At 24.7% G+C, this 21197-nt stretch carries 27 protein-coding genes; 8 read left to right on the top strand and 19 right to left on the bottom strand.

Annotated features, from left to right (window positions below; genetic code table 11):
- Nucleotides 1–53: 53 nt before the first annotated feature.
- The 7 genes from CP965_RS00935 to CP965_RS00905 all read right to left on the bottom strand — a co-directional run bounded on the left by CP965_RS00935 (nt 54) and on the right by CP965_RS00905 (nt 6808).
- The gene (locus tag CP965_RS00935; protein ID WP_129060156.1) at nt 54–611 is read right to left on the bottom strand and encodes a hypothetical protein; all 558 of its coding nucleotides are present in this window, start codon (nt 609–611) and stop codon (nt 54–56) included.
- Nucleotides 595–1521, bottom strand: coding sequence for a hypothetical protein (locus tag CP965_RS00930; RefSeq protein WP_129060155.1), 927 nt, complete (start codon nt 1519–1521; stop codon nt 595–597). Before CP965_RS00930 ends, CP965_RS00935 begins: the two co-directional genes overlap by 17 nt.
- Before the next feature lie 28 nt (nt 1522–1549).
- Nucleotides 1550–2521 carry an anti-phage protein KwaB gene (gene kwaB / locus CP965_RS00925; RefSeq protein WP_129060154.1) on the bottom strand — a complete coding sequence of 324 codons (972 nt, stop codon included), beginning with the start codon at nt 2519–2521 and terminating at the stop codon, nt 1550–1552.
- Nucleotides 2521–3102 (bottom strand): anti-phage protein KwaA, encoded by a 582-nt coding sequence (gene kwaA, locus CP965_RS00920; RefSeq protein WP_129060153.1) that lies wholly within the window; start codon nt 3100–3102, stop codon nt 2521–2523. Before kwaA ends, kwaB begins: the two co-directional genes overlap by 1 nt.
- 10 nt (nt 3103–3112) lie before the next feature.
- Nucleotides 3113–4354, bottom strand: coding sequence for a restriction endonuclease subunit S (locus CP965_RS00915; protein WP_129060152.1), 1242 nt, complete (start codon nt 4352–4354; stop codon nt 3113–3115).
- On the bottom strand, nt 4338–5906 hold the full coding sequence (locus CP965_RS00910; RefSeq protein WP_129060151.1) for a type I restriction-modification system subunit M: 1569 nt from the start codon (nt 5904–5906) through the stop codon (nt 4338–4340). The genes CP965_RS00915 and CP965_RS00910 overlap by 17 nt, the downstream gene beginning before the upstream one ends.
- Nucleotides 5907–5995: 89 nt before the next feature.
- Nucleotides 5996–6808: a WYL domain-containing protein gene (locus CP965_RS00905; RefSeq protein ID WP_129060150.1), complete on the bottom strand. Its 813-nt coding sequence runs from the start codon at nt 6806–6808 to the stop codon at nt 5996–5998.
- 26 nt (nt 6809–6834) lie between these two features.
- On the opposite strand from CP965_RS00905, the gene CP965_RS00900 reads away from it, so the two are divergent.
- On the top strand, nt 6835–7071 hold the full coding sequence (locus CP965_RS00900) for a helix-turn-helix domain-containing protein (protein ID WP_129060149.1): 237 nt from the start codon (nt 6835–6837) through the stop codon (nt 7069–7071).
- Here the strand turns inward: CP965_RS00900 and CP965_RS00895 are convergent.
- Entirely contained in the window at nt 7064–7708 is a 645-nt protein-coding gene (locus CP965_RS00895) for a hypothetical protein (RefSeq protein WP_129060148.1), read from the bottom strand. The genes CP965_RS00900 and CP965_RS00895 overlap by 8 nt on opposite strands.
- 412 nt (nt 7709–8120) lie before the next feature.
- Between CP965_RS00895 and CP965_RS00890 the strand changes: the two genes are divergently transcribed.
- From CP965_RS00890 to CP965_RS00875, 5 genes are all read left to right on the top strand, one after another.
- Entirely contained in the window at nt 8121–10490 is a 2370-nt protein-coding gene (locus CP965_RS00890) for a hypothetical protein (RefSeq protein WP_129060147.1), read from the top strand.
- Nucleotides 10491–11226: 736 nt separating this feature from the next.
- Nucleotides 11227–11955 (top strand): hypothetical protein, encoded by a 729-nt coding sequence (locus CP965_RS00885; protein ID WP_129060146.1) that lies wholly within the window; start codon nt 11227–11229, stop codon nt 11953–11955.
- Between the two features lie 64 nt (nt 11956–12019).
- Complete coding sequence (locus CP965_RS00880) at nt 12020–13060, top strand: hypothetical protein (RefSeq protein WP_129060145.1); 1041 nt, start codon at nt 12020–12022, stop codon at nt 13058–13060.
- Between the two features lie 2 nt (nt 13061–13062).
- A complete protein-coding gene (locus CP965_RS14070) occupies nt 13063–13233 on the top strand; it encodes a hypothetical protein (protein WP_164970972.1) in 171 nt (56 codons plus the stop codon).
- Nucleotides 13234–13392: 159 nt separating this feature from the next.
- Nucleotides 13393–13587, top strand: a complete 195-nt coding sequence (locus tag CP965_RS00875) for a hypothetical protein (RefSeq protein WP_129060144.1) — start codon at nt 13393–13395, stop codon at nt 13585–13587.
- 6 nt (nt 13588–13593) lie between these two features.
- On the opposite strand, the gene CP965_RS00870 is transcribed toward CP965_RS00875, so the two are convergent.
- Complete coding sequence (locus CP965_RS00870; RefSeq protein WP_129060143.1) at nt 13594–13842, bottom strand: helix-turn-helix domain-containing protein; 249 nt, start codon at nt 13840–13842, stop codon at nt 13594–13596.
- Nucleotides 13843–13934: 92 nt separating this feature from the next.
- On the opposite strand from CP965_RS00870, the gene CP965_RS14395 reads away from it, so the two are divergent.
- A complete protein-coding gene (locus tag CP965_RS14395; protein WP_267285271.1) occupies nt 13935–14066 on the top strand; it encodes a hypothetical protein in 132 nt (43 codons plus the stop codon).
- A gap of 108 nt (nt 14067–14174) precedes the next feature.
- Here CP965_RS14395 and CP965_RS00865 read toward each other — a convergent pair whose 3' ends face one another.
- From CP965_RS00865 to CP965_RS14065, 9 genes are all read right to left on the bottom strand, one after another.
- A complete protein-coding gene (locus CP965_RS00865; protein WP_129060142.1) occupies nt 14175–14771 on the bottom strand; it encodes a metallophosphoesterase family protein in 597 nt (198 codons plus the stop codon).
- The gene (locus CP965_RS00860; RefSeq protein WP_129060141.1) at nt 14772–15278 is read right to left on the bottom strand and encodes a hypothetical protein; all 507 of its coding nucleotides are present in this window, start codon (nt 15276–15278) and stop codon (nt 14772–14774) included.
- A gap of 65 nt (nt 15279–15343) precedes the next feature.
- Complete coding sequence (locus tag CP965_RS00855; protein WP_129060140.1) at nt 15344–15934, bottom strand: YagK/YfjJ domain-containing protein; 591 nt, start codon at nt 15932–15934, stop codon at nt 15344–15346.
- Nucleotides 15935–16365: 431 nt separating this feature from the next.
- The gene (locus tag CP965_RS00850) at nt 16366–16605 is read right to left on the bottom strand and encodes a DNA-binding protein (protein WP_129060139.1); all 240 of its coding nucleotides are present in this window, start codon (nt 16603–16605) and stop codon (nt 16366–16368) included.
- Nucleotides 16605–16919 carry a DUF2958 domain-containing protein gene (locus CP965_RS00845; protein WP_129060138.1) on the bottom strand — a complete coding sequence of 105 codons (315 nt, stop codon included), beginning with the start codon at nt 16917–16919 and terminating at the stop codon, nt 16605–16607. The genes CP965_RS00850 and CP965_RS00845 overlap by 1 nt, the downstream gene beginning before the upstream one ends.
- Complete coding sequence (locus CP965_RS00840; protein WP_129060137.1) at nt 16919–17644, bottom strand: Rad52/Rad22 family DNA repair protein; 726 nt, start codon at nt 17642–17644, stop codon at nt 16919–16921. Before CP965_RS00840 ends, CP965_RS00845 begins: the two co-directional genes overlap by 1 nt.
- Nucleotides 17645–17654: 10 nt before the next feature.
- The gene (locus CP965_RS00835; protein WP_129060136.1) at nt 17655–18248 is read right to left on the bottom strand and encodes a siphovirus Gp157 family protein; all 594 of its coding nucleotides are present in this window, start codon (nt 18246–18248) and stop codon (nt 17655–17657) included.
- 10 nt (nt 18249–18258) lie between these two features.
- A complete protein-coding gene (locus CP965_RS00830; RefSeq protein ID WP_129060135.1) occupies nt 18259–19068 on the bottom strand; it encodes a DUF932 domain-containing protein in 810 nt (269 codons plus the stop codon).
- Nucleotides 19069–19198: 130 nt separating this feature from the next.
- Nucleotides 19199–19336 carry a hypothetical protein gene (locus CP965_RS14065; RefSeq protein WP_164970971.1) on the bottom strand — a complete coding sequence of 46 codons (138 nt, stop codon included), beginning with the start codon at nt 19334–19336 and terminating at the stop codon, nt 19199–19201.
- Between the two features lie 158 nt (nt 19337–19494).
- Here CP965_RS14065 and CP965_RS00825 point away from each other — a divergent pair, with 158 nt between their 5' ends.
- On the top strand, nt 19495–19704 hold the full coding sequence (locus CP965_RS00825; RefSeq protein WP_129060134.1) for a MerR family transcriptional regulator: 210 nt from the start codon (nt 19495–19497) through the stop codon (nt 19702–19704).
- 27 nt (nt 19705–19731) lie between these two features.
- Here CP965_RS00825 and CP965_RS00820 read toward each other — a convergent pair whose 3' ends face one another.
- On the bottom strand, nt 19732–20739 hold the full coding sequence (locus CP965_RS00820) for a hypothetical protein (RefSeq protein ID WP_129060133.1): 1008 nt from the start codon (nt 20737–20739) through the stop codon (nt 19732–19734).
- Nucleotides 20740–21197 lie beyond the last annotated feature (458 nt).

Below are 21197 nucleotides of genomic sequence, written 5' to 3'. Positions count from 1 at the left end.
CTTAAAAGTAACAAATTGTAAATTATAATTGTTCATATAAATAGTATTTGTCATTATTTATTTTCCATATATTTAAATTCTTCTTCTTTTACTTTAAAAAAGTTAAATACTAATGTTTGTAAATCTCTTATAATATTTCTTAACATTGTAAAAAACTGAATAATCAATACTACATATAAATAAAATAAAAATACAATCCCATATTTATATAAAGGTATTTCATAAATCTCTTTAAAAATAAAAGTTATGCCCTTAAAATCTATAGTTTGTAATATATTTAATAAAAATGTATATAGAAATAAAATAAACATAACATATAACATTTTTATAAACCTATTAAACATAGGTTTTACAAAAAAATCAAATTTCTTTTTTGTCATTAACTTATTAAGAAAACTATTTTTTTTATCTGAATTATCTTGATTAAACAGTTGTATTGCAAAAGGTATAACTGCAACTATAAAACCAAATAGACCAGCAATTAAAGTGACTAATAAAACTACTATATTGGTATTCAGGATAATATCTTTATATATATTGATTATATTATCAAAAAAGAGACCTGATAAAATCAACATAAATATAATAATATATTTAATTATTAATTTCATTGTATGCCTCAATCATAGTCTTATATACCTCTTTAGAATATTTTAATCTATCAAGTCCTTCTAATCCTGAAATATCTTCTATATACATATCTTTTTCTATTTTCAAATAAACTAAATTCTCATAAAGTGAAATAATATCATCATTTTGTTTTTCATCTTTATATGTAATTTTAATATTTTTTACTTCCTTTGATGCCCTATTATTAAAAGTATCTGTAAAGAAATTAACTACTTTAGATTGCCAATCATTTGATTCAACTTGTAATTTTGCTGTCAATTTTGTATTAGGATTATGTAAAAAGTTTTGCATATAACCATCTGTGTCTTCTGATTCTTTTAAATATTGTTCTATATCTAAATCTATCATCTCTATTGTTTTTATGTTATCCACAAATAAATTTAATCGTTCTATTATATTTTCTCTATATTTTGCTTTATAGATTAAATCATTATTCTTAAGAGATAAATTATTGATTATCCCTCTTTTTAGAGTTGAAATAGTAGGAGTTTCAGAAGTTTCTTCCATTAGCAAAATATTTTTATCTTTTATAAAAATACAATGTGCAGGAATTTTTGGTTTTATTTTTTCATTATGGGCAGAATTTTCAATCTTCTTTTCTTCTTTATTTTCTACAAACTGATAATTCATATCCTTAGCTAGTAAAAAGCAAACTGTATTATTAAATATTTCTTCTTGAGAAAAACTTGTTATATCATCGAATGAATCAAACCAAATTGAAGTTTCTTTATCATTTGCATTTATATCAAGTACTCTCGTATTACTTGAGTCATTGTCATCAAGTTTAGAAGATAATTCTTTTAAGATATCTTCTAATGTTTTTTCTGATAAAAAAAGACTTCTATCAGAAATTTCAATATCAAATACTGATGCTTTTATCATTTTTCCCAAAATTTATCCTCTATAATTATTTTTATAATTAACTTTCTTCTACTTCATCACTACTATCTTCATCTAACCCATCTTTAGCAACACTTTCATAATGGAATTTAGTAAGTTCTGATGTTAAAAAGTCATCCATTAATACTTTGATAAATAAATCTTTAGAAACTTTAGTATCTAGTAGGATTTTATCTTCACTTTGATTAAATCTAATCTTTCCAACTAATCTAGGGAAAGCTTTACAAAAATTTATTATATTTTGATTTGGAATTTTAGCTTTTAATACAGGAGATGATTTAGCTACTTTTGTAAATTTTCTTGCATATTTTACATCTTCAATAAGTTCATGTAAAACTTCCGTATTTTCTACTAGTAATATATTTTCAATAGCAGTTACTCCAAGAGTTGCTTCTTTTTTAATAACCTCATGAAATCCAAAATTTTTTTCTAAACTTTTTAAATCAATTACAAATAACTCATTATTAACTCTCATTAATTGGAAGTTTGAACTTACTCTTAAAAATTCATCATCAATTTTAGTAAGTCTTGTTTTACTCTTTTTCAAAAAGAAATTAGTTCGACCATAAATATTAATAGAAGCCATAGTTTTATATAAAACCATTTGTTTCTCATCATTACCAATTTCAATTAGTAGAGATTGAACATCTAATAAACTTGTATCAGAAATATTCATCAAAGGTAAATTATCAGTAGTTATTACACTATTAATACAAGATAATTCATCTGGAATATCAACATCATACTGGTAAATTGCATTTACTCTATCATCAGATGAAGATAAATTTAAAACAGAAAGTTCATCATTATTAATAATAGTTTCATTTAGACTATCTAAAAATAATGTTTTTAGACCATTTAAAGCTTCACTTTCTATGTCTAGCTTAACAGGATTTAATTCATTTTTTAAGACAGCATAAATTGAAACACCTATTTCATCCGTATTATCATTAAAAAATTCAATTTCATTTTTTAATTCTTCTATATTCACTAATTTACTCCTTTAGCATAATAAATTCTGTCATCAAGTTTTATATATGAAACTTTCTGTCCAACAATAAATTTTTCACGACTTATAATAACAATATCATCTCTAATTCCATTTTTAAAAGAGCCATTGGCTTTATATATATAAAATCCCAATAATGCCAATGATGGATTTGCATAGAATAAATCAGTCTTAATATATATCACACCCATTACAACAAGTAATAAACCTAAAACAATCATTTGACGAACACTTTCAAAATCAAAACTTATTAATGGAATAATATATGTTGCTAAAAATGTTAAATGTTCATAGTTTATACTTTCAACTTTTGTCACGGTAAAAGGAATATCTGTTGTTCCTTTTAAATCAAATTCAAATTTCTTATAAGCAAAGAAACTGTAAAAAAGCATTATTAAACAAATAATTGGGATAACATTTGATAATAAAATATCTTTCCAGTCCTCTAAATCTTTAATATTGAAACAATCATTAGGAAACTTAATAGTAATAATAATGAAAAATGCAAATAAAAGCCCTAGTGACAATATGTATAAATTAATTTTTCTAAAATTATCATTCATTATCTACTCCTTACCCATCTATCGTTGCCATTTTTGAAAGTAAAACATCTTTTAATTCAATCAACATTTCATTTTCTTTATTTGTTTGTTCAAAAGTTTTCAGAATAGATTTCATTACAAGATTTATTTTTTCCAAAACAGAATTACATGGTATTAAAATTGGTAATGCCTTAATTGTAGTTAAACTTAAATTTTCTTGTACAGCTTGTTGAACATTATCTCTGTAAAATTCAGTATGCCAACCACTTAAAAATAATCCTTCAATATAATTTAAACTAATTTTATCTTGATTCACTCGTATAATTGCTATTGCTTGATTTATATTTGCAGGTAAGATTTTCTTATATACTTTTGAAAATTTACCTAATGTGCCTGCAATTGAAAACAATAAATCATCTTCTTTTAGTATTGACCTTTTTAGTTCTTTTAAATGCGTATCTTCTTCGATAAATGAAAGTCTTTTTTCATCTATTCCATGAAACATATTTATACATTCTGCTTTTAAATAATTTACACTAGAATCAAATTTTTTATTAAACATATTTTGTGGTGTTGTACCTTTAGTAATTAAAGTACATACTTCTTCAAGACTTAATGAAATCCACCCTTCAGGCGTCTCCATATCCAATTCATCCGAGTATTCCATCTCACCACCATTTGATTTATATGGCTTACCATTTTCATCTGGAAACTCAAAATTTACAAACCACTCTTTATAGATACTTTGTGCTGTATCTTCTAGTTTTTGATTTAGTGTCTCATTTAGTTTAATTCGCTTCACGATAGTGTGATACTCTTTTACTATTTCTTTTTGTTTTTCAGGTGATGGAACTGGTAATTCTACATCACACATCTCTTCCCATCCAAATGCTTCTCTTGTACTACCATGAGACATATATCTTGCATATCTATCAAACTCTGGTCTTCTAAACCACATCATAAGATATTCTGGAATTAGTTCATTTGTATCTATAATCTCAAATACTGTATATGATGTAGAAACAATAGCTTCATCATCTTCAAGTAAAGCTATAGATATTTTATCTCCATTTCTAGAAGTAATAGAACCATAAGTAAACTGACCTTTTTTTACTACTTTATACTTTGACATATCAGTACCAATAGTATTTGCAATAGAAGGGATAAATTGCTTAGTTATACTTACACCAAGAAGATTGTCAACTTTTAAATCAGTATTTTTAATACTTACTTGTTGAATATATTGACCAAGCTTTTTATAGTTTGATTTCATAACCCAACTCTTTAAATACTGTTAATAGTTCTTGTTTTGATTGTTCTTCATTTTTTAGAAGTTGCATAAATTCACTTTGAAGATTTGTCATTTTTGTATCAAAGTCAATATTTTCATCTCTATTTACAAACTCAATATATTTGCTAGGTACTAGGGAATAATCTTTTTTCTCTACTTCATCTTTTGAAGCACTATAACAGTATTCAGCTATATTTTCATAAGAATCTTTATCACTTTGCCAAGTATGATAAGTAGTAGATATTTCATTTATTGTTTCTTCATCAAACTGTGTAAATTTCTTTTCAAAAGGAACACCCTTTTGTCTTAAATCCATAAATAAGATTTCATTTGTTCTATCTCTATGAATTTTATTTACTCCATTTTGTTCAAACTCTCTTTTCTTTTTATTTGCATTTAAAATCCATAGAGTAACACTAATATCCGTTGTATAGAAAAGGTTTCTAGGTAAGATAACAATAGATTCTACCAAATCATTTTCAATAAGCTGTTTTCTTATCTCATATTCATCTCCACCACCACTTAATGCACCATTTGCAAGGACAAAACCTGCAACACCATTTTGAGATAGTTTTGAAACCATATTTAGTATCCAACCATAGTTTGCATTTGATGTTGGAGGTACTTCATATCCTGACCATCTTGGGTCATCTAGTAGTTCATTTGTTCCTCTCCAATCTTTTTGATTAAACGGAGGATTAGCCATGATAAAATCAGCTTTTAAATCTTTGTGTTGGTCTTTTGCAAATGTATCAGCTGGTACATCTCCAAGGTTTGCAGATATTCCTCTAATAGCTAAGTTCATCTTTGCTAGTTTATATGTAGTTGCTGTATATTCTTGTCCATAGATAGAAATATCTTTTTTATTTCCTTTATGAGCTTCTATAAACTTTATAGATTGAACAAACATACCACCTGAACCACAAGCAGGGTCGTAGATTTTACCTTTGTATGGTTCAATCATATTTGCTATTAGATTTACTATTGATTTAGGAGTATAAAACTCCCCTTTACCTTTACCTTCAGCTATGGCAAAATTACTTAAGAAGTATTCATAAACACGACCTACTATATCATGCCCTTTATCTTCTATAGTGTTGATGTTATTGATAGTATCTATTAAAGCAGCTAACTTACTTACATCAAGCCCTAGTCTTGAAAAGTAGTTATCAGGTAATGCACCTTTTAAAGATGGATTGTTTTTTTCAATAGTTGATAAAGCAGTATCTATTTTAAGAGCTATATCATCTTGTTTTGCATTTTGTTTTATGTATGACCAACGTGAGTTTTTAGGAAGATAAAAAACATTTTCCATAGTATAAAATTCTACCATGTCTAAAAATGCTTCTTTACCCTCTGATATTAATTGCTCTTTTCTTTCTTCAAATGTATCACTTACAAACTTTAAGAAAATCAGTCCTAAAACTATATGCTTATATTCGCTTGACTCAACTGTTCCTCTTAACTTATTTGCACTGTCCCACAGCGTCTCTTCCATACTCTTTTGTTTTTTTACTGCTTTTGCTTTTGCCATTAAATAAATAGTCCTATAATATTGTTTTTAATTATTTTATCTAAATTGTATTTAATAATAAGTAATATACTCCTATACATGGAGATTGACTAAGATATATAAGTTTTTAATAATTTAGCTAACTTCTCTTTCAAATATACTGGCTCAACAATCTTAATATAAGGTATCCAATACTTAACAACTTTTAATACTTCATCATCATAAGATACTTTTGTAGAAATAGTCAAATATTCATCATTCTTATCAAGTATCTTTTGATTTGGGAATATCTCTTTTCTATTAAAATATTCTTTTGCTTCATTGTCTACTTGTAGAATAACTTCAATTTTATCGGTATACCAATTACTTTTATTTTGTTCAAGCTCTTTTAAAAAATCTTTTTTAGGAGAGAATTTTTTATTCTCATCTTCCCACCTAAATTTAGTAATTTTTGAAAAAGTAAATGTTTTTAGTTTATCATTTTCATCTGCCAGAAGATACCAAATACCATTATTATTGATAAGTTTATATGGATTTACTTTTCTTTGTTTTTTATAGTAAATAAAATTTACTGGGCTATTCCTAAGAATAGCTCCACTTAAATCTTCAAAGTCTTGTTTCCTATTACTAATATCTTCAAAACCTTGGTTTTTTATAAGATATGCATTATTTAGTTTTGAGTTTAAAATATCAGTAATAAACTCATTAGTTAAATCAGGATATAAAGACTTTATACCACTTAGTGTTGCAAAGTTCTTTATATCATTAAAACCTAATTTACCCAGGGCATAACCTTCTAAACTATAATATTTGCCTTTTTTCTCTATAGGCATTAAACTTAATCTTTCATTTAAGTCCTTCGTATAATACATTGTATATTTACTGATTGAGTTATCTATACATATAAGATAAACTTCTACCATTATCTCTTATAGTAGGTTGTATTAATATGCAAGATATCACTCCTGAACAGCTTTATAAAACTATTGGTAAAAATGTTGCCAAATATCGAAAAGAAAAAAAGTTATCTCAACTTGATTTATCTTTAAAAATGGGATATAAATCAGTCTCTGTAGTATCAGGTGCTGAGATATACTATAAAAGCAAACATTTTAATCTTGAACAACTTCTGAAAATCTCACAAATTCTCGAAATTGACCTTTGTGATTTCTTAAAAACTAAATAATCTTATCTGCGATAATTTTAATCTCATCTAGTTCTCTTATATATTGTTCTAATAACTGACCATCTTCATCAATGATATCATGATTATAAATCTTTATAAGTCTAATCATTAGTAAATGTGTATTTTTAATCTTTTTCTTAGTAGATTTAGAAAGAGTTTTAAAATTATTATTACCATTACATAATAGTTTTATTTCTTCTAATTCTACTTTTACAGCATAAATACCCTTTGCAAATTTACTAACACAAGAATCCAATTCGATTTTGGATTTATCTGTTATTTTAAATAGATTATAATTTGCCTCTGATTCTAAAGTATAAAACTGCTTCATTTCTAATTCTGGAAGATTCTTAAAACTTCCATAAGTTTCTAGAAACATTGGTATTAAATGCTCAAAAAAAATAGAACTTAGTTCATCAAACTTTTCAATACTATCTTTGGGTTCTTCTTCATCTTTATTCTCAAAAAAGCTATCTCCAAAATCAGCTATTTTTCTTCCAAGATTATCTCCCCAATTTGTAAAACCAATATAAGCATCTTCTAATAGCTCTTGTTTATCATTCTCTTGGACATACTTTCTTAATCCAAAGCCAGTTGCAGCTAATGCAACTCCACCTATAATAAATACTGGTAGCATTGGTCACTCCTTTTTGTTTTATAAAAGAAGTTTAACACTAGTAATGGAAAGGTTGTGTCGTTTTTTAGAAAAAAACAATATTTTTATAAATTTTTCTATTTAAAAGCAATAGAGCCTTAAAAATCGACATATACTACTGTTTTTTTCTCATAAAGTCTATTATCAACTGCCCATTTGGTTGTAATTAAAATAGTCTAACCTTAAATCAAAATCGTTTAAGTATTTTTAATAAATGTAAAAAAAAGTATATTTCCATAAAACATTTCATTATTTTTTAAAGAGTATTACATATAATATTATTTATTTTTAAAGATTTCTAATCAGATATTAGCTGTTAGTAAAACAAAAAATAAAATGAAAATAAAATCTATTCTCGAAAAATTTAAATATTAAAAAAGGTCTGTAAAATATTATGTCAATATCTAATATTAATGATGAAATTATAAGAGAAAATGAAATTTTAAATATTAAATTTAAACAAAAAGAATTTGATGATGAATTCATAGAACATCTTAAAAACCTATTATTTCTATTTCAAAAAAATAAACAAATATATCAATCCTTAAATTTATTAGAATTTATATTTGAGAATATTTCAGAGTTTTCAAAACTTGAAGCTTTTAAAACTTTTATGATTGATATTGTTAATAAAATGGATGATTTATTAGAAAATTGTGAAACAGTTGATCAAATTACTTTTTCTAAAGTTACTTTACCTCCTAATGATTTTAAAAAATTAACCTATTCTATTATTGAATATTGTATATTAAATCATAATGGCTATGATGATATATACATAAATTATGTTGAAAAATTTGGCTATCAAGAAAAAGCTATCCCCATATATGAGGAAAAAAAACTAGATGATATCCTTATTGCTACAATATATAATAAGTTAATTGATAAATTGGGATATAAATATAGAGACAGTAATACTATAAATTTAATGCAAAAACTTGAAAATATACTAAAGCAAAAAATGTTTGATGAAAAATTTAACCATATATCTCAAAACTTTATTACTTTAAAAGAAAAATTATATAGTAAAGAAAGAAGAGATGAAACTAATTCTGAATCAAATTTAGAAAAACAAGTTAGACTTAATAAAGAGGGGGAATTAAGTGCTTCAAGAAGTACATATTTTAAATACAACGAATTAAAAAAGATGTATAAAAACACATACTATGAAGACAAAAGTTTATATCGAGATATTTTAATCTATAAAACAATGTTTTATCCTCAAGATTTTACATTAAGAGAGGTAAAGGAACTTTCTAGTAAAGAGAGGTGTCCTTTTTGTTCAATTGTAAAAAAAATATATTTAGAGCATGAAATATATGAATTTATTGCACTTAATGCAATACTAAAATTTATTGAAATTAAAAATTATGAACAAGCAATAAACTACTTTTTTAAATATTTTCAAAATAAAAAACTTAAGGAGATAAATGAAATACAATTAGTTATTGAAGTTATTATTAGCTTTCATAATTTAAGGCATAATATTTATCCCATATTTGAAATAAAGTATAATTTTGATTATAAAAATTTATATGATAACTTGTATGAATATTATAAATTAGACTTTATTAATTTTATTTCAAATAATAAATCTTTATCAAATGATTTAAAAAATTATCTACAAATATTTAATAAAAACAATTTTAAATATGAACTTGAATTTGTAAATTATATTTCAAAATATAAAAAATATAAATCAAACTCTATTTTAATAACAATTGATACTTTACACAATGAATTAGAAGAGATAATAAAAAATAATCTAAGTATATTAAATATTAAAGAGTGTATTGAAATTTATTCAGATTTTTTTCTTCATGATTTTATTATTGATGAAAGAGTATCTTTTAACATATACATTCAATTTTTAAATAATTTAAATATAAAAGTTAGTAGTGTAACAAATTTTGAGATTGTAAATAATCACTATTCTCATTTTTTAAATTCTACAAAATTTAATAGTTTATCACAGAAAAATAAGAATAAATTTATTTTAAAGTATATGGAGTTATATAAAAAGCTTGATGGACTTGGAGTAAATAATGATTACATAAGTAAAACAGAAGAAGTTTTTTTTAATTTTGTAAAAGCTATAGAACCTGAAAGTGAAAATGAATTATTAAAAACCTATTCAACTATATTGATATTTTATTTGAAAAAGGCATTATTTGTAGAAAGTGATAGATTAGTAACTTATATAAATAATCTTATTGATATTGGTATGGAATCCAATAAGATATATGATTTAATAATTAGCGAAACTTTAAGCTATACTTCTTATTCTTTTGGTTCAAATTTCAATAAACAAATCAATTCAATTTTTAATATTTTAATTAAAATAAACCAAAAAAAATTTAAAAATATTGATCTCTTAAGTCATGAAGATAATAGTTCAAATATTATAAAAAGTGACATAAAAAATCTTAATAATGGTCTACATTTTGATATTAATATAATAATTAAAGATGATAAAGAAGATGCACTTCATAAGCATCTAGAATCAGATGAAAAAATTGAAATAAAAGAGATTATTAAAAAAGCTATTGAACATAATAGTTTAAAATGTATAAAAGTACTTTTAATACAATATCCAAGAAGTTTTGAAAAACAAGATGCAGCATTATTAATAGAAAAAAACAATCTTCAGTTATCAAAACTAGATGAAATTGTAGAAAAACAAGATTTCGATAAATTTGAATTATTAATCAAATTAGAGATTATAAAAAGAGGTAACCTTAAAGAATTAACTATGAATTTTTAACATAGAAATTTTATATAAAGAGACTAAATGAAACTAGGACTTCTAACAGAAATTCCATTATCAGATGTTAAATTTACTCATTAATTGTGGGTGTGGGAAAACCACTTTATCTATCCTAATTTATGTTTTTTAACACCAAAGGAAATGAGTATTTATCAACTAAGTCTCTAGCAAAGCAAATCAATAGAATAAGGTAGAATTTAAAGTGAGTTTTGAGGAAAAAGAAAATTTACAACACAAATTTATTATAGGTTTAGTATATCCATCCTTTTTAGGTTCAGTTATATACAATGTTCTTGATAAGTTTGATTATATATATATGATAAATAATATTGAAAGGTATGTACTCTTTTTATTAATATTAATCTCTTATGTAATGGATTACTTATATACAGATAATGAATACACTAAAAAAGATTATACAATTACACATACTATTATTGATTTTATCATCATTATCTTATTGTATTTATCTGTTATAGTTATTTTGGATTATAATAAATACCCTAATCCAATTTTTTTCATAGCTTTATACTTATTTTTAACAAAGTTTTTGAATTTATTATGGGAAATCAATAAACAAGAAAAAGAAGTTTTGGCTATAAAACTTTTTCTTATTTATTCTATTTTATACTTTTTAAGTATAATTATTTTTAAAAATATATATATTCTTATTTTAATAATTTCTAGTGATATATTGATATCAATTTTTTATGAGAAAATAATATGTTTACATATGAAACTATATAGTAAAGAAAATGCTTTTCTGAAAAGTATAAGTTCTATTTCTTATCCTTATTATGATGAAAATTATATTATTCCAGATATTGAACTTAGACAAATAGATTTACTAGCAAAAAAATCTTATTTTGATAACAAACAAAATAATCAAACTTTATCTTTTCAATCTCTCAAGGATATTTATAATAAATCACCAAAATTTTGGTCTATTTTAAAAGAAAATGAAAATATATTAGGATTTATTCATGTTGAAGTAGTTTTAAATTATACATATGAAAAATTAAGAAATAGCATAATTGACGAAAATGATTTTGAGTTAGAAGATATTATTGATCATAATATAAATGATGAAATAATTCTACATGTTGGTTCTCTTGTTATTGATGTTAATTCTAAATATTATAATAAAAGATTAATTAAATACTTTATTGCATCTTTAGGCGATAAGATAATAAGTCTTATGGTTGAACATAATGTAAAAAAAGTTTTTACAGTAGAATATAAAGATACAAATGGAAGAAGTCACTTTAAAAATAAATTAGAAAAATATGGTTTTAATAAAGTAGGAAAAACTAAATCAGGAAATAATATATATTTGTTTGATATTGAAAAAAATAAAGATACTTTTTTTTACTCAATTTTATTCCAAATATATAAAAAACAAAAAGAATATTATAAAAAAAATCAAAATTATATAAATAAACTTAAATTGTTATTTTGTTGATGTTTTTTTAATAAAATATTTAGAAAAGCTAGAAAAATATATAAATATATTATAAGGAAATAAAATGGAAGAGTCTTTATCTAAAACGATAAAAGAAAATTTTTTAGATTCTTTGGCAAAAACATATGGGAACAAAATACTTGATTATTTTACACTTGACAGTTTTCTTAGGCTTTATGATGAATGGGATATTCAAAATTCACATATGTATATAGAGTCAAAGCTAGGAGAATTTCAGCAAGAAACTGATGGCTTGGAGTATATAAAGACGCATAAATTAGTTTCTGGTGAATACTGGTTTGATTCAATTGATGTTGTTAAACATAAGGTTCATGGAGAAGAATTCGATACTTCTAGGGAAGCATCTAAGCGTTTGTATAGTATTCATGACTATGATAGAGACGCTGTTCAAGAAAAAGTAATAAAAAAAGTGTTTATACTTTTGAAAAAACTTTCTGATGAGAGAAAAAAACAACTTGGTTTAAAAAACTATACATTAAAAGAACAATTAAGTATTATAGAGCAAAAACCGATTTTCGATACATATGTAAAAGAGATACCAAATTGTGTTAAAAGAAAATTTATGGAAGTTTTATACGATAATATCAATAAAGATTTAAATTATACAATTGAGTTTGAATTTAAAGACTTTAAACAACTATATTTAAAACTTGGTATACAAAATATAAAAATGTTTTTAGAATCAAAAGTGGGAGAAGTTCATACTTACGAACAACTTTATGATTTTATAGATGAAAATAATTTAGACGAAGATAACTGCTTTGATACACGAATGATACTTACAAAGTTTGGAGTTTATGACAAAAAAGAGGGGTTTTATCTTACATATGATGTATCTAATAGTTGCTTATGTGAACTTTTTGATACTGAATTAGAAGCTCAACAATATTTAAAAAAAATAGATTCACCAGCTAGAGAACTTTATGTACGAAAAGTTGGAGCAAATATGTCTGTAATCTTTAAAAAACTTGATGATGAAAAAAAAGAAGAACTAGGGTTTAGAGAATTTAGTATTGAAGAGATGATAGAAATAATAAAAAAATATCCCATTGATAGAAGTTTTAAATACTATTATAAGAAATGACAATGGAACAAATGTACTTGACACAAGAGGAGATTGAATCTTTAGTTGAAAAAGCATTTGAAGATGTTGATACATCTCAAAAGAAATCATGCCAACTTTATGATGAAGAGGGTAATTTTTTGACTTCAAAAGAGTTTTTAACTCAAAATGAGATAGATAATTTACTTTATTAATATTTGGAATTAATCAAAAGCTTTTGTATTAATAGTCAATTTAATTAGAATATACAAATATTATAATTTAAAAAAAGTCAAAACAATAAATCATAAAACGATACAACCTTTCCAAAGTCTATGTCATATTTTTTAAAATTAATACTTTGGAGGTATAAGATGTTTCCATTTATTTTAGGTGGTGTTGCATTAGCAGCAACAGGTTACGGTATAGCAAAACTTTTAGGAGATGATTGTAATTGTGATAAAAAATCAAAACCTTTTTTTGTAGGCTTAGAGAATAAAAATCATAAATCACGGGAAGATAACTTATACTACCAATTAAAAGTTACTCTATATTTAAAATATAATTAATTTGAATTATTTAAAAAATTCACAGATATCTACTTCTAATGCAATAGATATTTTATAAAGTTGTTCAATATTATAATGCTTGTTCTTATAATAAGATTCTATTTGTCCTATAGTGCTCACTGACTTATGACCAATTGTTTGTGCAAGATCTGCCTGAGTAACTTTTTTAGCTGTTCTTATTCTTTTTACATTTTCAACAATTCTTTTGTGAAACTCCTTAACATCCTTATCATCAATATCTAAAAACTCTAACATATACTTTCCTATAGCGAATTAGAATTTAAGTTTAATATGGTTAGAATTTTTATCATATTTGCTATAGCGAATAAAAAAATAAAGGATTTGTTATGAAAATAGATTTTACATCATATGTATTTATTGTTGCTCGTGATCGAAAGTGTCCAAATTGTGGTTCAACTGATGACATTATTGATTGGGATGGTGGATATATGTGTAGAGATTGTGGGACTGAATGGTAAAAATAAACCTCTAAGGATTAATTACTTTAGAGGTTTTTTAATGATTCTTAGACTTATGATTTTTATTTCACTTTATCTTTTATTATTAACTCTCTTGTTAAAACTATTTTAGATTTTGATAATGTTATGCTTAGGCACTTTCTTTGACACATCTACACCTGGATTATATATAGTTGTATTATTGATTTTATCTCTTACATCTGTTGGATAATGCATATGACCACACAATACAATCTTAGGAGATAAAATACCTTTTTTTATATTTCTATAAAACTCTTTATCTCCCCAATCTTCATTTGTTTTTTTATGGATTGAAGTTTTGGTATTTGATGGTGGTAAATGATAAAGTATCACATCACATTCATCATACTCATAAAACTCAGCAGCTATATAAGGAATAGATCCAAATTTAAATCCATTAATTGTTTTAATACTATTATCGCTATATATGTTATTAACTTTTAAAAACCACTCTTCATTCTCAAGCTCTTCAATATCATGATTACCACTACATATGAAAAGAGGTTTAGTAAAACTTTTCATCCAATTACTAATCCACTCTATTTGCTCTAATAGAGTCTCATCTTTAGAATCTTCTAAAAAATCACCTGTAATACAAAACACATCATATTTATCTTGTTGTTTAGATATCCATTCAAACCAATGTTTGTTAAAGTGTAAGTCTGTTGTATGTAGTATAGTCATTTACTTAATTGCTCTTAATATTTCTTTTACTGGTAAAGTATTCTTCTTGTTCTCCTCTAAACTTATAGCTACTTTATTAAGTTTAGGTTTTTTAGTCATAATAATTTTATCTTCTAGGTATTTACTAATATTTACATCAACATCATTATGTGTTTTTGCATAAGGGTCAACACTTAGCCATATTGTAATATTACTGCCATTTTCTAGTAGAACTTTGTTACAGTAATCGTCTATATTATCACTATGCCAAAAATAGTAGATATCATTTTGTTTTCTTAGCCATCTATCTTTAAAGCTTCCAGAATAGTATCCAACATAAATTAAATCTTCATCTTCATATACCAAGTAAGTAGATTGTTCTGCTGTTAAAAAATCTAAATGAAATGACTCAAAGGTTAATTTATAATTACCACTAGTTCCTTTAGCTACAATAGGAGTATCACTCATAACTGCTTGTCCTATTTTAACAAACTCAAAGCCTTCAACTTCTTTATATTCTAAGTGCATTTAACTCCTTGCTTTGATGTTATATCTTTTTTTGTTATGTTATCTTCTAATTCTTTTTTATTAGCTTAAAACTTATTACTTCTTGGTCTACCTGCATTAGTCTTTTTCTTAGGCTTTGCACCTCTTACTATTGATCTAAAATTCTTATCTAAGTCTTCATTTATATGCTGTTCATCTTTACATAAATAAGATATGGCTTTATCAAGATTCTCTCTTTTTTCTTTATCACTATAATCAATCATACCTATACCATGCTCTGGGTAACTATTTTTATTACAGTTATAGTAAGTACCTTTACCCTTTGTTATTTGCTCTTCCCAGTACTTTCCTATTTGGTCTGCTTTATGTACATCTTTTTGAACCTTCTGACCATCAAATATAAAGATACCATGAATATGAATACCTTTATCTTCTGTGTACTCTTTTTTTAAGATATAACCAACATTATGTTCATAGATAGATTGGTTATTTCTTCTATTGTTCAGGTTTCTATTAATGTCCTTATGTACCTCTTTAAAACTCATTTCTTCACTATAAGGTTTTTTATAACCCATGTCTAATCTTACAACACATAACTTAGAATGTTTTTCTTGTAGTGCATCAATGTACTCTTTCGTACTTGCAATTCTTTTTTTACTTCTTTTTGTTATTTTCATTTTTTATCCTTTAATATTTATTCAGTTAAAGGAATCTTGTATACAAAAATATTTACTAGTTAATAGATCTTAGACAATAGAGGTATCTTCCTACACTTAGCAAGTTAGGACTTGCTAGCTAAGAGATGATGCTAATAGTTCTAGGTTATGTTATTGGTTAGATTGTTATTTGTTGTTATAGTTTGATAATAGCTTAATGTTATGTTGTTAGTATTAATAGTCTATATATTATTTGTAGTATCTAATATAGTGTTTATATATAATATTAAAAACCTAAATTATTAAATAACACATATCCCTAGTATTACCTTTGTATACAAAAATAAAAATAGACCATACATAGGTATTTATACTTACTCTCAATGTACAAAGTTAGGAACTAAAAAAAATAGTTTCAAAGAAGATTACTACCTAAAGCTACAAATGTAGCCTTAGGCAATATTTTTATTTTGAGAAAATTCAATTGAGTTTAAAGATATTGTATTTTCATCAAGATATCTAATAAGTTCTATTCTTGATATATGATTTTTATTTCCTATTTTAACTATCTCTAGTTTTCTTTGAAGTATCAATTTTTTACTCATACTAGTTTTTATAATTCCCATTTGTTCAATCTCTTTTAAAGAGAATAAAACTTTTTTAGGAATTAAATCTTCATATATAGAACACACTACTTCTCCTTTACTCTAGACAAAGGTATAGCTAAAAAACAAATATCCCTTTCAACACCTAAACCAAATACTCCTTTGATAGATGCTAACTCTTTTAATGAAAAATATCCAAGTTCACTATCTAATCCTTGAACATAACCATAACAAGTATCTAAATCATCTTTAGATATTTCTATAATATACCAAGTCCATTGACTAAAAGGTGTAAATAGTTTTACATGACAAATAGGATTTAATGTTCTTTCAGTTTCATACAAATTAGGGATAGTTTCTAAAAGCTCTTTAGGTATTAGTTCATTTGTATCTGTATCCATTATGCAGCTCCCTGCTCTAAGACCTTATACCACTGTTTTGTTTTACCATCCCATCTAAACCCACAAGCTTTAATAGAATCTTTTTTGGAGAATATATCATCACCAGTTACAAGCAAGTATCCGTTTTGTTCAACAATATTTAACCCTAAGTTATATAGTGATTGATACTCAAACTGATTAAAGCCTTGGTTAGAATTGGAGAATTGATTAGAGGATGGATGTTGATAGTTGTTTTGAGAAGAAGGACTTTGATTAGTTTTAGATGTAGCCTTATTCTCTAAATTAACATTATTATGTTTTCTAGTCTTGTCATAAAGAGAATTACCAAACTGATTACCAAAGCTTCTTAAACATCTTTTTAATGCATCTGTAATAGCTTCTTTTGCTCCACTTTCATGTGAATCAGCTAATGTTTTAGCAATTCCATTTCCAAAGCCTACATCTTCTCTGCTTATCTCTTGGGTATGATTAAGATTGTTTACCAATACTTTTAGAACTGCTTTATAACATACTACATAGTTTTGATTGGTATTTATCTCTTGTGATACCTGTTCTAGTTTAGAAACACTATAAGACCAATTACCAAAGCCAAAGATACTGTTAGCTGTTTCAATTACATCAAACCCCTCTAAATAAGAGAGGTTGATATTTCCTTTTTCTCTAGATTTAATTCTATTTGAATCTAACTCATTTTTTAATGTTTTTATTTGTTCATCGTTAAACATAGATTACTCCTTATGCAACTTGTTCTTCTATAATTAGAATCTCTTGGGTTTCATTATTCGAATTGGTTTTGTCTCTTTTGGTATTAACTTTTACTTTTGAAGGGGTTGTTACACTAAGAGGGGTTAGTTCAACTAAGTTTGCTAACTCCTTTTTACCCTCTTTTGTATTTAGTGCTTTTTCTATTCCATCCATATCAACAGAAAACTTCACATACCCTAATCCCATCACTTTATTTTCATCTAGAACTTTAATGATGTCTTTTTGTTTTGAGGATTCTTTTGACAGCGTTAATGAAGAGATTATATTTCCATCTATTCTATCTATGCCATTTGCAATAAAGATATTAGCAACCTGCTCTTTTGCAATCTCTAAAGATAAAGATAGTCTCTTCTTTAGTGCTTGCAGTTCATTAATATCTCTTGATAGACAATCAATCTTACTTTTTATCTCATTTAGAGATAAACCTATATAATCTGCTCTTTGATAGTATGGCTTTGAAGTATCTTCTAAAATAGATTGTAAATACTCTTTAAAGTTAGTATTTGATTTATTTTCCCCTAGATACTCTATTTGGTTTTGTAAAGCATAATTAACTAGTTTCATTTTTAACTCCTTATGCTGCCATTAGATAATCAGGTTCTTTTATACCTGCTATTTTCTCAGCCATATCCCAAAGCTCTTTATTTAATTTTGCATCAGTAGATATTGAAGAAATTTGTTTAGAAGTAAATTTTCTGTTGGTTTGTTTATTTACCCCTTTTATATTTCCTCTTATTAGATTTTCTTGGATGATGTTTAGGGTTGTGTATAAATCATCTTGAAAATCCTCTTCTCTATGTGGTAGTAGTAAATCATTTGGATTAACCTCTAGGTGTTCTTCAAATCTTAGAGGTATTGAAGATTTAGCAAAGGATTGTTTTTCACTATCATTTAGCTTTATAGATGATAATTTGTCTATTTTTAATAGAAGTTTATCTTTTATAGCTGTTATATTAGATACCGCTGTTGCTACATCATTATCTCTTTCTCCTAAATGTTTTATTTTATAGCTTTCAAATACACTATCAGAGATTACTAAGCCATTAGAACATACAAATCTAAAAATACCTGCACTAATACTAAAAGCTTTAGTTCTATCATGGGAGTTAAATAATAATAGTTCAACTGCATTATCACTTGGATTTAACAGATCCTCAAAGTGTCTAAATCTGACACAATGTTGTTGATAACCTTCTTTTTGCAAATCTCTTACACCTGCTTGACTTACACTTACTGGATGCCAATTGTGTGACTTTATCTCTTCAATCACATCTATTGTTGGTATGAAGTGATATTTAGAACTTACTTCACTATGGGCATTTGAAGTAAACAATGTTGGTGCTTGTTGTTTTAACTGTTCGTTACTTAATGGTTTTACTGACATTTTTTATCCTTTTAAATTTAAATATTTAAGAGTTTAGGTGTTTATAAAGTCAATCCTCACTATCTAATGTCTCTTTGATTATTGTTGCTGCTGATATTACTATAGTAAGCAGTACACTTGGTGGTATCATTTATGCTCCTTTTAGTGGGTTATAGTTTGGGTTATTTACTTTTCTCATTGGAAAGCTACTCTTTCTAAATCTGACTTTTAACAATCTTTTTATTATCTCTCCTGGTTTGGAAGAAATACTTTCGTTATCTACAATCATTTTTATCTCTTTTTACACTAAGAAATTAGCTTTTTTAAACACTACTAGACTCTTATCTTATTAATAATATGTAGATGAAATATTTTTGATGTACAGATTTTTTACATAAAAAAATATTGAGACTCCACTTAATTGAAAAATTAAAATTGGAGCAAACAATGAAAACTAATTACGATGAGATAATTCCTTGTGGAGTGTTATTTAATTTAAAGGAAGTTGAGGAGATGAAGATTATAAAAGTGGATATGGCTAAAAAATTGATTTCAAAAGGTGAGATTGAGTTTGTTAAAATTGGCAATAAGATACATTTGAGTAGGAGTGTTTTAGTTGAGTACTTAAATAATAATACTTTTTTTACTACAGATTAATCTGTAGTAAATTCTTAACAAATATATTTATTCTTTCCACTGTTCTAAAGAAACTCGCTTAGAATACATTTTATTAGCAGTTTCAATATAATTAGTAGGTTTTAAATTATCATCTCCATAAATATGTGTATCTATTTCATCTTCACTTATTTCCAATGCTTCTGAAACTATTTTCTTTTTAACATTTAGTTTAAGTAGCTTTTTTGCAATTTTTATTTTTTCAACAAAAATATTATCTGGTAAGCTAATTTGATAAAACGGTATTTTGTAACCCCTAAAAGATTTATTTTCTAAACTTGTAAAATAAAAGCCTTCGTGATTATTATTCAAATTTTTAAAACTATAAGTTTCACTTTTTACATTTAAGCTATTTCTAAAAAATCTACCTACTGCTGTTTTTTTTGCATTTAAATCAAAAAAGAATAATCTATACAAAATAATTGATAATCTAGAAGTCAAAATTCTTTTAAATATATATAAGTCTAAATCCTCATTTATTAAATCTATTAGTTCATTTTTTTCTTTTACTTCATACGCAGTGTCTTTTATCAATAACTTTATATCAAGTTCAAATATAATGCCATAAATAAAAAATATCATATAGATTTTTTGTTTAATCTCATTAGTTTGAAATGATTTCAAAAATGAAATGATTTCATTCATGTTTACATTAACTAATTCCTCACTATTTAAATCTAAAGATTCTTCGTCAATATTAAATAAATATATTGGTCTATTAAAATTTGTAAATAATTTTTTGTTATTTGTTATAAATAAAATTATATTTTCATTACTTTTTTTAATCTTATTGACAATTTCACTTTCTTTTGAAAGATTTTTATTATCAGATAAATCATATATTTCCCCTCCATCTCTTTCCACATTATTTCTAAGCTCTGATAACTTTTTTTTTCTTTTTAAATATATGCTTGAATTTTGATCATTAATTACAAATGTAGACATATTACCAGGGTCATATATTTTATTAAACTCAAAATATACTAAATACAATACTTTATTTTTATCTCTAAACATTAATATCTCCTAGTAATCACTTTTACTCTATCAACACTCTATAAATAGGATATTGAAGAAAAAATTGTAATTTTTTAAATAAATATATAATTGAAATAAAATAAGTATACAATAAGTTTTAATAAATAATTATTATATTAAAACTTAAATATTATAGTTTATAATAATAAAATATAATTTACTAACTAATAAAACTCATTTAACTTGATGAAAATATACACTTATTCCTTAATTAGTTTTACTAATTTAGAGAAATGTAATTAATAGAAAAATACTCTTTTTTAAATAAATAGTGAATGTAGTAATTTTAATAAATCTACTTGCAAAAAAATAGTAAGTGTTAATTTTTAAATAGTTTATAAAATATTAAAATAACACAATAAAATGAAAAAGTAAAAATTATGTGCATACTAATCAATATTATTACAAGTATAATTTAATAAAAAATAACTAAAAAA

The organism is Halarcobacter mediterraneus, assembly GCF_004116625.1.
Taxonomy (GTDB): domain Bacteria; phylum Campylobacterota; class Campylobacteria; order Campylobacterales; family Arcobacteraceae; genus Halarcobacter; species Halarcobacter mediterraneus.
The sequence above is the reverse complement of the archived record's forward strand: the minus strand, read 5'-3'. Positions and strand labels throughout refer to the sequence as shown.